A 12,432-nucleotide genomic window follows, 5' to 3' on the forward strand; every position below is an offset into this window, starting at 1 on the left:
TTAGCGCGTGAGGCGTCCATCACAGCCGTCTCTCGGATTTCCGGTGCGTTTCGAGTGTGTATCTGGGGAAAAGACTGTGTTTCCGGCGCAGCCGACACCGCTTCCCCAGGGTGGTCGTGGCTGTCGTGCGCGATCCCTAGACTGGCACCCGTGACCCGTGCATCCGCTCTGACACCGACCACTTCCGCCGACGAACGCCCGACCCTGCTGCTCCTCGACGGGCATTCCCTCGCCTTCCGCGCGTTCTACGCGCTGCCCGCGGAGAATTTCAGAACCACCAGTGGACAGACCACCAACGCGGTGTACGGGTTCACCTCGATGCTCATCAACCTGCTGCGCGACGAGAAGCCCACCCATGTCGCGGCGGCGTTCGACGTGAGCCGTAAGACCTTCCGTGCCGAGATGTACGCCCCGTACAAGGCTCAGCGCAGCGCTGCACCCGACGAGTTCAAGGGCCAGATCGACGTCACCAAAGAGGTGCTCGGCGCCATGGGCATCCCAGTCATGGCGGAGGAAGGGTACGAGGCCGACGACATCATCGCGACCCTCACCACGCAGGCCACGGCGCTCGGCTACAAAGTACTCGTCGTCACCGGCGACCGTGATGCATTGCAGTTGGTCACCGACGACGTCACCGTGCTCTACCCGAAGCGCGGCGTCTCCGAACTGACGCGTTTCACCCCCGAGGCGGTCGAGGAGAAGTACGGACTCACCCCCGCGCAGTACCCGGACTTCGCGGCGCTCCGCGGAGACCCGAGCGACAATCTCCCGGGCATCCCGGGCGTCGGCGAGAAGACCGCCACCAAGTGGATCCGCGAATTCGGCAGCCTCACCGATCTGGTCGATCGAGTCGACGAAGTGCGCGGCAAGACCGGCGACGCGCTGCGCGAGAACCTGTCGAACGTGCTGATGAACCGCCAGCTCACCGAGATGGTGCGGGAAGTGCCGCTGCCCTACGCACCGGATGCGCTTGCGCTCGCACCGTGGGATCGCGACAAGATCCACCAGCTCTTCGACGACCTCGAATTCAAGGTCTTGCGCGATCGACTCTTCGAGACCCTCGCATCCGCGGAACCCGAAGCCGACGAAGGATTCGAGGTACGCGGCGGCATCGTGGAACCGGGCGGGCTCACTGCCTGGTTGGCCGAGCACGCGGTGGCCGGGCGGCGGCACGGCCTGTCCGTCGCCGGCCCCGGCGCTCCGTACGGCGGCGAGGCCACCGCTGTCGCGATCGCGGCTGCCGACGGCGAGGGCGCGTATGTGGCGACGGTGTCGCTGACACCCGAGGACGACACCGCGCTTGCCGCGTGGCTCGCCGACACCACCGTGGAAAAAGCCCTGCACGAGGCGAAGTCGGCGATGCATGCGCTGCGCGGTCGTGGTTGGAGCCTCGCCGGAGTCACCAGCGACACGGCGCTCGCCGCCTATCTCGTGCGTCCCGGGCAGCGCAGTTTCAAACTCGACGACCTGTCGCTGCGTTACCTCAAGCGCGAACTGCGGGTCGAAGACACCGGCGCCCAGCAACTGTCGTTGCTCGACGACGAGGACGCCACCGACAAGCAGGCCGCCGAAGGCGAGATCCTACGCGCCAGCGCCGTCGTCGACCTCGCCGCGGCTCTCGACTCCGAACTCGCCGACATCGAGTCGGCGCAACTCCTCACCGACATGGAACTGCCACTGCTCGAGGTGCTCGCCGCACTCGAATCCACCGGTATCGCGGTCGATTCCGAGCACCTGCACGACCTGCAGGCGGGCTTCGCCGCCGACGTCGCTGCCGCAGCGAACGCCGCGTACGAGGTGATCGGTAAGCAGATCAACCTCGGCTCACCGAAGCAGCTGCAGGTGGTGCTGTTCGACGAACTCGATATGCCGAAGACCAAGAAGACGAAGACCGGCTACACCACCGACGCCGACGCTCTGCAGAACCTGTTCGAGAAGACCGGACACCCGTTCCTCGAACATCTGCTGGCACACCGCGAATCCACCAAGATGAAGACCACCGTCGACGGTCTCATCAAGTCGGTGGCCGACGACGGTCGCATTCACACCACGTTCAACCAGACGGTCGCGGCGACCGGACGACTGTCGTCGACCGAACCGAACCTGCAGAACATCCCGGTGCGCACCGATGCCGGCCGTCAGATCCGCAACGGCTTCGTCGTCGGCACCGGATACGACCTGCTCCTGACCGCCGACTACAGCCAGATCGAGATGCGCATCATGGCGCACCTGTCCGGCGACGAAGGTCTGATCGAGGCGTTCAACACGGGTGAGGACCTGCACAGTTTCGTCGGTGCCCGCGCATTCGGCGTGCCCATCGAAGAGGTCACCCCCGAGCTGCGTCGACGGGTCAAGGCGATGTCGTACGGTCTGGCGTACGGTCTGAGCGCCTACGGACTCGCGCAGCAGCTGAAGATCTCCACGGACGAGGCGCGCGAGCAGATGGAGGCGTACTTCACCCGCTTCGGTGGCGTGCGCGACTACCTGCACAACGTCGTCGAGGAGGCACGCAAGGTCGGCTACACCTCCACGCTCTACGGGCGTCGGCGTTACCTGCCGGACCTGACGAGCGACAATCGGCAGCGTCGTGAGGTCGCCGAGCGCGCCGCGCTCAATGCGCCGATCCAGGGCACGGCGGCCGACATCATCAAGGTTGCGATGATCGACGTGCAGAAGGCGCTCGGCGACGCCGGCCTGCGGTCGCGGATGTTGCTGCAGGTCCACGACGAACTCGTCCTCGAGGTCACCACCGACGAGCGTGAGCGTGTCGAGGAACTCGTCCGCGACAAGATGGATTCGGTGATCGAACTGTCGGTGCCGCTCGAGGTGTCGGTCGGATACGGCCGCAGCTGGGACGCCGCTGCCCACTGAGACTCCGTTCACCGACGGCCGTGACGCACCACGGCCCGATCCCCCGCTGAGGGGATCGGGCCGCGGCGGTCCGGTTCGGCGTGCGAGTCAGCTCTGAGCGTTCGACGCTTCGTCGATCTGCTTGCGGACGTCGTCCATGTCGAGCGCCTTGACCTGCGAGACGAGGTCTTCGAGCGCGGCCGGCGGCAGGGCACCTGCCTGGTTGTAGACCAGGATCCCTTCGCGGAACGCCATGATCGTCGGGATCGAGCGAATGTTCGCGGCTGCCGCGATCGACTGCTCGGCCTCGGTGTCGACCTTCGCATGCACCACGTCGGGATGCTGCTCGGACGACGACTCGAATGTCGGCGCGAACTGCTTGCAGGGGCCGCACCAATCGGCCCAGAAGTCGACGAGCACGATGTCGTTGTTGGTGACGACCTCGTCGAAGTTCTGCTGGGTGAGAGCTTGGGTTGCCACGGTGGTCCTTTCGGTTCGGTCGTGTCGACGGGTGCAACAGCGAGCCGCCCCCATTTCTTCCGCCACGCTACGCGAGGGCTGCAGTGTCGAGGGGCGGCTTCTGCTAAGGCGTCACTCGACGGGGGCCGACTCAGCAGACCGGAACGTCCGACGGTACGCCTGGGGAGTGGTTCGCCGCAGCCGCAGAAAATGCTGTCTGAGCACCGGCGCGGTCCCGAATCCGACACGGTCCGCGACCACGTCGATCGGCAGATCGGTGTTCTCGAGGAGCTGCTGGGCGGCGAGCACCCGTTGGTCGCGGATCCAGCGTGCCGGCGTGGTGCCGGCCTCGTCGGTGAATCGTCGCGCGAAGGTCCGCGACGACATGTGAGCGTGCTCTGCGAGGACGGTCACCGACAGGTCGCGGTGCAGATTCTCGGTGATCCAGTCGAGTAGCGGGGCGATCGAATCGTCGGTGCACTCGGGAAGGGGTGTGGCCACGTACTGCGCCTGCCCGCCGTCGCGGTGGGGTGGAACGACCATGCCTCGCGCGATCGTGTTGGCGACCTGCGCACCTTGTGCGGTCCGCACGATGTGGAGGGACAGGTCGACGCTGGCGGCGGTGCCCGCGCTCGTCAGCACCGGCTCGTCGTCGACGTACAGGACATCGCGGTCGACTCGTGCCGACGGGTACATCTCGGCGAGGCGGTCGGCGTAACGCCAATGAGTCGTACAGCGGCGACCGTTCAGTATTCCGGCCGCGCCGAGAACGAACGCACCGGTACACAGGCTCGCGACCGACGCCCCGCGGTCGACGGCGGCACGAAGCCTCTCGAACAGGGGCTCGAGGTACGCAGCATCGGCGCCGCCATTCCGTACGAACTCGGGATCGGTGAGCGAGCCCGACGTAGTCCCGCCCGGGGGCACGATGATCAGATCGGCGTCGTCGAGTCGTGCGAGATCGTACGGCACGTCGATGGAGTAGCCGAAACTGGTGGACACCGGCTCGGCACTACCCGCGACGAGCGAGAAATCGTAGGTGGGCAGCCCCTCGCCCGAGCGGTCACTTCCGAAGACCTCGCATGCGACCCCGAGCTCGAAGACTTCGATGCGGGGAAGCAGCGGAACGACCACCTTCTCGATTCTTCCGGCCATGTCGTCCAGTGTGCCACCGGCGATGGCAGAAAATCGACCAATGCTGTCATTTCTGCCACTGTTGCCCGCTTCTTGTCCCGGCGACGCTGGAGCACATGATCGCCCTGACAGTGCTTCTTCTCCTGGTACTTCTCGTGCTCGACGTCCTGGCCCTCACCGGCCGTACACCCGACACCCACGCCGAAACCACACAGTTCGGTGACTACCGGGTCTGATCGACCGCCTCACGACGGCCCGCGGCGGCTCACACCAGCCGCCACTCCCGCTTGGCCGTGCCATCCCACCGACGCATCCCCGTTGCGCTACCGATCGAGTCTCCCTCGGAACGATGAGCGGCAACCACGGCAGTGCCCATCGAGCCGGCGGGCACCCGCCGTGCCAGGGTCACGTGCGGTGTCCATCCGTGCGGGCGGATGTGTTCGGGGATCCCGGGGCACTGACCGAGCGCGCCGAACACCCGCGCGTGCACCGCGAGCAGAGCCGTCGAGGGAACCACCAGCCGTGCCAACGTCGCGTGCCGACCCCCGAACACCACCAAACCGCCCAGTGTCACCGGCACGGATTCGAAGCATGCGTCCCGCACGGAGTCGAAGCATGCGTCCCGCACGGCGGCGTCGAGATCGGCGGGAATCGACCCGGCCACGAACAGCGTCACGTGCGGACGATTCGTCTCGCTTCGGATCCGTCCCTGACTGTCGACTCCCGCGGCGAGCAGCGCCGCCCACTGGGCGCGGACCTGTGCGTCGAGGTGAGGGTCGAGGAGTAACTCAACTGACTGGACCATGATGGGTCATGATTGCCCGGTGACCAACGAGACCGCAATGCCGGAACCGCTACGTATCGGTGTGATCGAGGGCGACGGCATCGGCCACGAAATCGTTCCCGCAACTCGCCGCGTCGTCGACGCGGCGATCGCGGCGACGGGTGGGCCGGAACTCGAGTGGGTGCCTCTGCCGCTCGGCGCCGACGCCATCGGCAGCCATGGCACGCCTGTACCGAGGTCGACGCTCGAGGCGCTCACGGATCTGGACGGCTGGATCCTCGGACCGCATGACAGCGCGTCCTACCCGGAGCCGTTCCGTGCGGCGCTGACACCGGGCGGACAGATCCGCAAGCATTTCGACCTGTACGCGAACATCCGCCCCGCACGGGCACTGCCGGGCACGCACGCGATGGTTCCCGACATGGATCTGGTCGTCGTCCGTGAGAACACGGAAGGGTTCTATGCCGACCGCAACATGGCGGTCGGCAGCGGTGAATTCATGCCGACTCCCGACGTTGCCCTCGCTGTCGGGGTCATCACCCGGGCCGCGTGTGAACGCATCGCACACACCGCCTTCGACCTCGCCTCACGCCGCCGCAAACGCGTCACCATCGTGCACAAGGCGAATGTGCTGTCGAAGACGACCGGCTTGTTCCGGGACGTGTGCCGCGAGATCGGAACCATGTATCCGAGCGTGGACGTCGACGACGAGCACGTCGACGCGATGGCCGCCCTGCTCGTCCGCCGCGGCGGTGATTTCGACGTCATCGTGACCGAAAACCTGTTCGGAGACATCCTGTCGGATCTCGCCGGTGAGCTCTCCGGCTCGCTCGGAAGCGCGCCATCGATCAATGCGTCCGCTCGGAAGACGATGGCGCAGGCTGTCCACGGCGCCGCACCCGACATCGCCGGACTCGGCCGTGCCAACCCGACTGCCCTCGTTCTGTCCTCGGCGATGCTCCTCGACCGCCTCTCCGTCACAGGGAACCCGTTCCTCGGCGGTGCGGCGCGAGCTCTCGAGCGGGCAGTCGCCGAGACGATCGGCGACGGTATCGCCACCGCAGATCTCGGTGGGAGTGCATCGACGAGCGAGTTCACCGCTGCGGTGGTCGACCGGATCACCGCAGCGTGACCACACAGCTGTGGCGAGAGCGCCATCATCCGGGTTCGGTCCAGAGCAGCGGACAGCACAGATCTGCAGACAGACAGGCACCTCCGGTCTAAGGTTCGACTGTGGATGGACCAGCTCACTCCCGTGCGCTGCGGCCTCGGCTCGTGGGTGCTGTAGCCGCGATGCTGGCTCGTCCTCGCGACGGTGACAGGCTGCGTGGTCAACACCGAATCCACCGTGCCCCCTGGCGACCGGGTACGCGCGGAGCGCGTCGAGGCGCTCGCTGCCCAACTCCCGCCGGCAGCGGCGTCGGCAGGCCTGTTGAAGGTCGGCACGAATGTGCCTTACGCCCCCAATGAATTCAAGGACGATGACGGCACGATCGTCGGATTCGCCGTCGAACTCGTGCAAGCGCTCGGCGATGTGCTCGGCATCGACGCGGTGTTCTACGAGGCCGACTTCGACCGGATCATCCCCGCCGTCCAGTCCGGCACTTTCGATCTCGGCTCGTCCTCGTTCACCGACACGCTGGAGCGCGAACAGTCCGTCGACTTCGTCACCTACTTCAGCGCGGGAATCCAATGGGCGCAGCGCGTCGGCGAACCGGTCGACCCCGACAACGCATGCGGACTGCGAGTGGCGGTGCAGACCACGACCATCGAGGACATCGAAGAGGTTCCGGCGAAAAGTCAGGCGTGCGTGGATGCGGGACTTCCCCCGATCGAGAAGATCAAATACGACAGCCAGGACGAAGCCGCCAACGCGTTGATCCTCGGCCGGGTCGACGCGCTGTCCGCAGACTCCCCGGTCACCGCCTACGTGATCGAACGCAGCGAAGGTCGCCTCGAATCTGCCGGCCCGCTGTTCGACGCCGCACCGTACGGTTTCGTCGTCGGGAAGGGCGCTCCCATCGGTCCGGTCCTGCAGCAGGCGATGCAGCACCTGATCGACTCGGGAACATACCAGCAGATCGCCGACCGCTGGGGTGTGACGGAGGGAACGATCACCGAGTCGCAGATCAATGCGGCGACGAGCTGAGGAAGGGCCCCGATGAGCGAGTACACGCACTCCGGCGCAGCCGAGACCGAACCGGAACCGATCCAAGCCGTCCCGCTGCGTCGTCCAGGCCGGTGGATCGCGGGGGCCATCGTGGTGATCGCGTTGGTGCTGATCGTGTGGGGCGCAGCCACCAATGAGGCCTATCGCTGGGACATCTACGGCCAGTACCTGTTCGATCGGCGTATCAGCGAGGCAGCATGGAACACGGTGCAGTTGACCGTGCTCGCCATGCTCATTGCTGTCGTGCTCGGAGTGGTCCTCGCGGTGATGCGCCTGTCGCCGAATCCGGTGCTCAAATCCGTGGCGTGGGTGTACCTGTGGGTCTTCCGCGGCACACCCGTGTACGTGCAACTCGTGCTGTGGGGATTGTTCCCGTCGATCTACAAGCAGCTCGACATCGGAATTCCGTTCGTGCACCAGTTCTTCCACATCGACCTGCAGTCGCTCAATGCGGCGTTCCTGTTCGCAGTGATCGGACTGGCACTCAACGAGGCCGCGTACATGGCCGAGATCGTCCGCGCCGGAATCGGATCGGTGCCCGAAGGCCAGATCGAAGCCTCCACCGCGCTGGGAATGTCGTGGGCGCAGACGATCCGGCGGACCGTGCTCCCGCAGGCCATGCGCGTGATCATCCCGCCGACCGGGAACGAACTGATCAGCATGCTCAAGACCACTTCCCTGGTTGCGGCCGTGCCGTACACCGCTGAGCTGTACGCCCGTGCACGCGACATCGCCGGCTCGAACTTCCAGCCGATCCCACTGTTCCTCGTCGCCGCGACCTGGTACCTGGCGATCACGAGCGTCCTGATGGTGGGCCAGTACTTCGTCGAGAAGCACTATTCGAAGGGCATGACCAGGCACTTGACGGCACGCCAGTTGCAGGCGCTCGCCGACGCCGAAGGCAAGGCCGTCGTCATCCGACCGACACCGCCGACAGACCCCACCATCCCCGGAGGTGAGCGTAAATGACCGCGCCAGGCCGGCCGACCGAGCACGACGACGCGCCCATGGTGCGGGCCGATCGGGTATGCAAGAACTACGGCGCCGTCAAAGTGCTCAAGGGCATCTCACTCGAGGTACAGCGCGGGCACGTCGCGTGCCTGATCGGCCCGTCAGGCTCCGGCAAGTCGACGTTTCTTCGGTGTATCAACCACCTCGAACGCGTCGACGCGGGTCGTCTCTACGTCGACGGGACACTCGTCGGCTACGCCGAACGCGGCGGCAAACTCCACGAACTGCATCCGCGCACCGCAGCGAAACAGCGCCGCGAGATCGGGATGGTCTTCCAGCACTTCAACCTGTTCCCACACCGGACGGTGGTCGCCAACGTCGTCGAAGCGCCGATCCTGGTGAAGAAGATGCGTCGCAGCGAGGCCACCGAGATGGCCCGGGACCTCTTGGCGAAGGTGGGATTGGGCAACAAGGCCGACGCGTATCCCGCACAGCTGTCGGGCGGGCAGCAGCAGCGCGTGGCCATCGCACGGGCGCTGGCGATGGAACCGAAACTCATGCTGTTCGACGAGCCCACCTCAGCGCTCGACCCCGAACTCGTGGGGGAGGTGCTCTCCGTGATGCGCGACCTCGCCGACGGTGGCATGACCATGGTGGTCGTCACCCACGAGATGGGATTCGCGCGGGAGGTCGCCGATCAGCTGGTATTCATGGACGGCGGGGTCGTCGTCGAAGCGGGTGCGCCCGAGGACGTGCTCGGTAATCCGCGGCAGGACCGCACTCGCGAGTTCCTCGCCCGTCTGCTCTGATCCGGGTCAGTGTGCGGCGCCGGGCGCGCGGCTGCAGAAGATCGCGGTTCCGGGAAAGATCTCGCCGCGCAGCGGGCTCCACTGACCCCACTCCCGGTCGAGATGCTCGGGCCACTCCGGTTCGACGATGTCGTAGACCTCGAAGCCCGCCGCGACGAGCTCCCGGACGCGGTCGCCGATGGTGCGGTGATGCTCGACGTAGGTGGCCACCCCGTCGTCGTCGACCTCGACATACGGTGTTCGGTCGAAATAGGGGAACATCGCGACCAGTCCGCGCTCGCCCGGATCGTCGGGGAAGATCCACCGCATCGGGTGGTTGACCGAGAACACCCACCGTCCACCGGGACGCAGCACCCGCGCGACCTCACGCATCACCTGCGCCGAATCCGCGACGAACGGGACGCCGCCGAATGCCGAGCAGACGAGGTCGAAACTGTTGTCGGCGAACGGCAGATTCTCGGCGCCTGCCTGCACGAGCGGCACGCGCGGTCCACCCCGATCCATCGCATCGACGCCGCGAGACAGCATCCCCATCGACAGGTCGAGCCCGACGGCGCGGGCACCCTCACCGGCGAGCCAGCGCGCGCACGGTGCCGACCCACAACCGAGTTCGAGGACGTCCTTGCCGCGGACGTCGCCGAGAAGGCGGACGTCTCCTTCGTGCAGGCCTTCCGGACACCAGACGAACTCGCCCGCGACCGAATCCACTCCGAGGAATTCACCGTGGGTGCGGTGGTAGTCGCCGGCGTCGGCATCCCACCACGTGCGGCTGGCGTGTTCGCTGTCGCGGCTGCCCACGCGTGCTCGGCCGGCCTTCGACGTGCCGAGCAGTGCGTTGGCGGTGGCGTGACGAGGATCGGGCGGCAGGGACGCGTCGGACATGGAAACAGCGTAGGACGTGCGATGCAGACGGTGCTCCATTGGGATTCACATCTGGAAGGCGTTGACGTGAATGTGTGATTGCACACATACTCACCGCGGGGTCCGGGCATCGATGCCCGGTGTGGAGGGGGATGCCATGTGGGGGAATCGTGGTCGCTACGCGGCCGTCGTCGCGGCGGCGGCGCTTCTGGTGCCGGCGGGGGTCGCCGCGGCGGGTCCGCCGCCGCAGGACTCGTCCGGTGTGGTCCACGAAGCCGGTGAGGTCGGGTGGCATGCGGCGTCGCGCGCCGAGTGCGGGCCCGGTTCGCGGCCCGAGTCCGGGCTGCAGGGCGACGTGCCGGCAGCCGACCGCGACAGCGGGCGCAGCGCCGAGGGCTACGAATGCAATATGACCCGGCTCGGCGGGTTCGCGGGCGACGGCGCGGGCATCGTCTCGGCGAGCCACGACCATTGCGCCTATATGGGAAGCCTGTTCCCGGGCAGTCTCGTCGGACCGGAAACGGGCGTCCAGGTGGTCGATGCTTCGGATCCAGCCCATCCGACGCCGACCGTGACGCTGACCGAACCGGCGATGCTCGCCGGCACCTGGGAGAGTCTGAAGGTACATTCCGGCCGAAAGCTGTTGGTGGGAACCGGTGTTCCGGCGCTGTTCGGTGCGGGACTGCTCTCGGTGTACGACATCTCCGACTGTGCCCACCCGCGATTGCTCAACCCCGGTGCGGGCACCGACCCGCGTATGCCGCTTCCGGTCACCGCGCACGAAGGCGGATTCTCGCCGGATGGCCTCACCTACTGGTCGTCCGGTACCGAAGGGGTGCTCAGCGCTGTCGACCTGACCGACCCGGCGCAACCGACGGTCATCTGGCAAGGGTGGATGGGGATGTCCGCCCACGGGTTCGGGATCTCACCCGACGGCAACCGGCTGTACCTGTCCAACAATTTCGGCGGCCTGACGGTTCTCGACACCAGCGCCGTGCAAGATCGTGACGTAGGCGCACAGGTGCGGCAGGTCGCCTCGATGTCGTGGACGGACGGCTGGGCTACCCAGCACAGCGTCCCCGTCGCGTACGACGGGCATCCCTACCTGTTCACGGTCGACGAAGGCGGGTCGGGTGGGATCAAGCTCATCGACGTCGCGGACGAGACGAATCCGGCGATCGTGAATTCGATCAAACTCGAGATCAATCTGCCGGAGAACATCGACAGTCAGGTCGCGTCGGGAATGGGAGGATCGGCCTTCGCCTACGAATCGCACTACTGCTCGGCGGACCGGCCGGTGGATCCCACAGCCCTGGCCTGCGGGTGGGTGTCCTCCGGGGTCCGGGTCTTCGATGTCAGTGACCCGTTCGACGTGAAGGAAATCGCCTATTACAACCCGCCGGCCCAGACCTCCCGCAACCTCGAGTTGCCGAACTCGCCGCACGCACTGGCGTCCGTGATCGGCGTTCCGATTCTCAGTGCGCCCGCGGTGTTGCAGGCCGTGATCGGCGGGCAGTTCGACCTCGACGAGGCAGGATCGTCCCGCAGCGGCATGGTGGTCGCCGGCGACCTGTCCAGCGACTGGTGCTTCTCGCCGCCGGAATGGCGTGGCAACGACCTGTGGGTCAGTTGTTCGGACAACGGTTTCATGACACTGCGTCTGAGCGAGGACGTCTACACCCCACCGGCCGACCAGCGGTCGACGATCGGATCATGAGCGGAGCGGCCGGCACCACCGGGGCGCCGAACATCATGATCCGGGTGCTGGCCTTGGCGTCGCTGTCGGTGCTGCTGTTGGTGGTCGGTGCGGCGTTGCGGCCGCTGGTGGATCCGCCGACGGCGACTCGCCCGGTGTTGACCGACGTCGAGGTCGGGTTCGTCCAGGACATGGCGGCCCATCATCAGCAGGCGCTGCAGATGACGGCGCGTCTGTCTCCGGAGCTCGATCCCGCTGTCCTCGCGTTCGCCGATCGGATCGATGCCGCGCAGCGGATCGAACTCGGGACTCTGCTCGGTTGGCTGACCCTGGCGGGAGCGGCTCCGACCAATCCCGACCCGATGTGGTGGCACCGCCCCGCGCACGAGCACGCGCACGAGCACGGAGTCGCGCTCGGCCGAGATGTGGAGGTGCCTATGCGGGGGATGGCCACAGTCGCCGAGCTCGATGCTCTCTCGACAGCGCGGGGACCCGACGCCGAGGTGCTGTTCCTGCAGTTGATGAAGCGGCATCACGACGGTGGAGTGGCGATGGCACGGGCGGCGGATCTTCTGCTCGACGACGGGCCGGTGAAGCGGTCGGCGCGCGCGATGATGCAGGAGCAGAGCAAGGAATCGGGTCTGATGACGATGATGCTCGCCGAACGTGAGGTGGTTCCTGCCGGGTGAGTTTGCCGGGGCCATACCGGACCGCGTAG

General features: G+C 66.6%; 11 protein-coding genes. 7 read left to right on the forward strand and 4 right to left on the reverse strand.

What is annotated here, in order from left to right; all coding sequences use genetic code 11:
- Positions 1-150 precede the first annotated feature (150 nt).
- Positions 151-2,871, forward strand: a complete 2,721-nt coding sequence (polA, locus tag Q7514_RS21100; RefSeq protein WP_408016145.1) for a DNA polymerase I — start codon at positions 151-153, stop codon at positions 2,869-2,871.
- A gap of 87 nt (positions 2,872-2,958) precedes the next feature.
- Here the strand turns inward: polA and trxA are convergent, their stop codons facing one another.
- The 3 genes from trxA to Q7514_RS21115 all read right to left on the reverse strand — a co-directional run bounded on the left by trxA (position 2,959) and on the right by Q7514_RS21115 (position 5,248).
- The gene (gene trxA / locus Q7514_RS21105; protein ID WP_330135199.1) at positions 2,959-3,330 is read right to left on the reverse strand and encodes a thioredoxin; all 372 of its coding nucleotides are present in this window, start codon (positions 3,328-3,330) and stop codon (positions 2,959-2,961) included.
- Between the two features lie 111 nt (positions 3,331-3,441).
- Complete coding sequence (locus Q7514_RS21110; RefSeq protein WP_330135200.1) at positions 3,442-4,464, reverse strand: GlxA family transcriptional regulator; 1,023 nt, start codon at positions 4,462-4,464, stop codon at positions 3,442-3,444.
- Between the two features lie 244 nt (positions 4,465-4,708).
- Positions 4,709-5,248 carry a 2'-5' RNA ligase family protein gene (locus Q7514_RS21115; protein ID WP_330135201.1) on the reverse strand — a complete coding sequence of 180 codons (540 nt, stop codon included), beginning with the start codon at positions 5,246-5,248 and terminating at the stop codon, positions 4,709-4,711.
- Between the two features lie 19 nt (positions 5,249-5,267).
- Between Q7514_RS21115 and Q7514_RS21120 the strand changes: the two genes are divergently transcribed.
- The 4 genes from Q7514_RS21120 to Q7514_RS21135 all read left to right on the forward strand — a co-directional run bounded on the left by Q7514_RS21120 (position 5,268) and on the right by Q7514_RS21135 (position 9,157).
- Positions 5,268-6,359, forward strand: a complete 1,092-nt coding sequence (locus Q7514_RS21120; RefSeq protein WP_408016146.1) for an isocitrate/isopropylmalate dehydrogenase family protein — start codon at positions 5,268-5,270, stop codon at positions 6,357-6,359.
- Between the two features lie 183 nt (positions 6,360-6,542).
- Positions 6,543-7,376, forward strand: coding sequence for an ABC transporter substrate-binding protein (locus tag Q7514_RS21125; protein WP_330135202.1), 834 nt, complete (start codon positions 6,543-6,545; stop codon positions 7,374-7,376).
- Positions 7,377-7,388: 12 nt separating this feature from the next.
- Positions 7,389-8,366 (forward strand): amino acid ABC transporter permease, encoded by a 978-nt coding sequence (locus Q7514_RS21130; protein WP_330135203.1) that lies wholly within the window; start codon positions 7,389-7,391, stop codon positions 8,364-8,366.
- A gap of 38 nt (positions 8,367-8,404) precedes the next feature.
- Positions 8,405-9,157 carry an amino acid ABC transporter ATP-binding protein gene (locus Q7514_RS21135; protein ID WP_330135269.1) on the forward strand — a complete coding sequence of 251 codons (753 nt, stop codon included), beginning with the start codon at positions 8,405-8,407 and terminating at the stop codon, positions 9,155-9,157.
- Positions 9,158-9,163: 6 nt separating this feature from the next.
- Here Q7514_RS21135 and Q7514_RS21140 read toward each other — a convergent pair whose 3' ends face one another.
- On the reverse strand, positions 9,164-10,039 hold the full coding sequence (locus tag Q7514_RS21140; RefSeq protein WP_330135204.1) for a class I SAM-dependent methyltransferase: 876 nt from the start codon (positions 10,037-10,039) through the stop codon (positions 9,164-9,166).
- A gap of 136 nt (positions 10,040-10,175) precedes the next feature.
- Between Q7514_RS21140 and Q7514_RS21145 the strand changes: the two genes are divergently transcribed.
- Entirely contained in the window at positions 10,176-11,735 is a 1,560-nt protein-coding gene (locus Q7514_RS21145; RefSeq protein WP_330135205.1) for an LVIVD repeat-containing protein, read from the forward strand.
- Positions 11,732-12,403: a DUF305 domain-containing protein gene (locus Q7514_RS21150; protein ID WP_330135206.1), complete on the forward strand. Its 672-nt coding sequence runs from the start codon at positions 11,732-11,734 to the stop codon at positions 12,401-12,403. Before Q7514_RS21145 ends, Q7514_RS21150 begins: the two co-directional genes overlap by 4 nt.
- Positions 12,404-12,432 lie beyond the last annotated feature (29 nt).

Source organism: Rhodococcus artemisiae (assembly GCF_036327795.1).
GTDB lineage: Bacteria > Actinomycetota > Actinomycetes > Mycobacteriales > Mycobacteriaceae > Rhodococcus > Rhodococcus artemisiae.

Bases quoted from the DNA above. Each gene is read 5' to 3' on its own strand.
- Q7514_RS21110 (WP_330135200.1), bottom strand. From the start codon at position 4,464: ATGGCCGGAAGAATCGAGAAGGTGGTCGTTCCGCTGCTTCCCCGCATC.
- Q7514_RS21115 (WP_330135201.1), bottom strand. From the start codon at position 5,248: ATGGTCCAGTCAGTTGAGTTACTCCTCGACCCTCACCTCGACGCACAG.
- Q7514_RS21130 (WP_330135203.1), top strand. From the start codon at position 7,389: ATGAGCGAGTACACGCACTCCGGCGCAGCCGAGACCGAACCGGAACCG.
- Q7514_RS21135 (WP_330135269.1), top strand. From the start codon at position 8,405: ATGGTGCGGGCCGATCGGGTATGCAAGAACTACGGCGCCGTCAAAGTG.
- Q7514_RS21140 (WP_330135204.1), bottom strand. From the start codon at position 10,039: ATGTCCGACGCGTCCCTGCCGCCCGATCCTCGTCACGCCACCGCCAAC.
- Q7514_RS21145 (WP_330135205.1), top strand. From the start codon at position 10,176: ATGTGGGGGAATCGTGGTCGCTACGCGGCCGTCGTCGCGGCGGCGGCG.
- Q7514_RS21150 (WP_330135206.1), top strand. From the start codon at position 11,732: ATGAGCGGAGCGGCCGGCACCACCGGGGCGCCGAACATCATGATCCGG.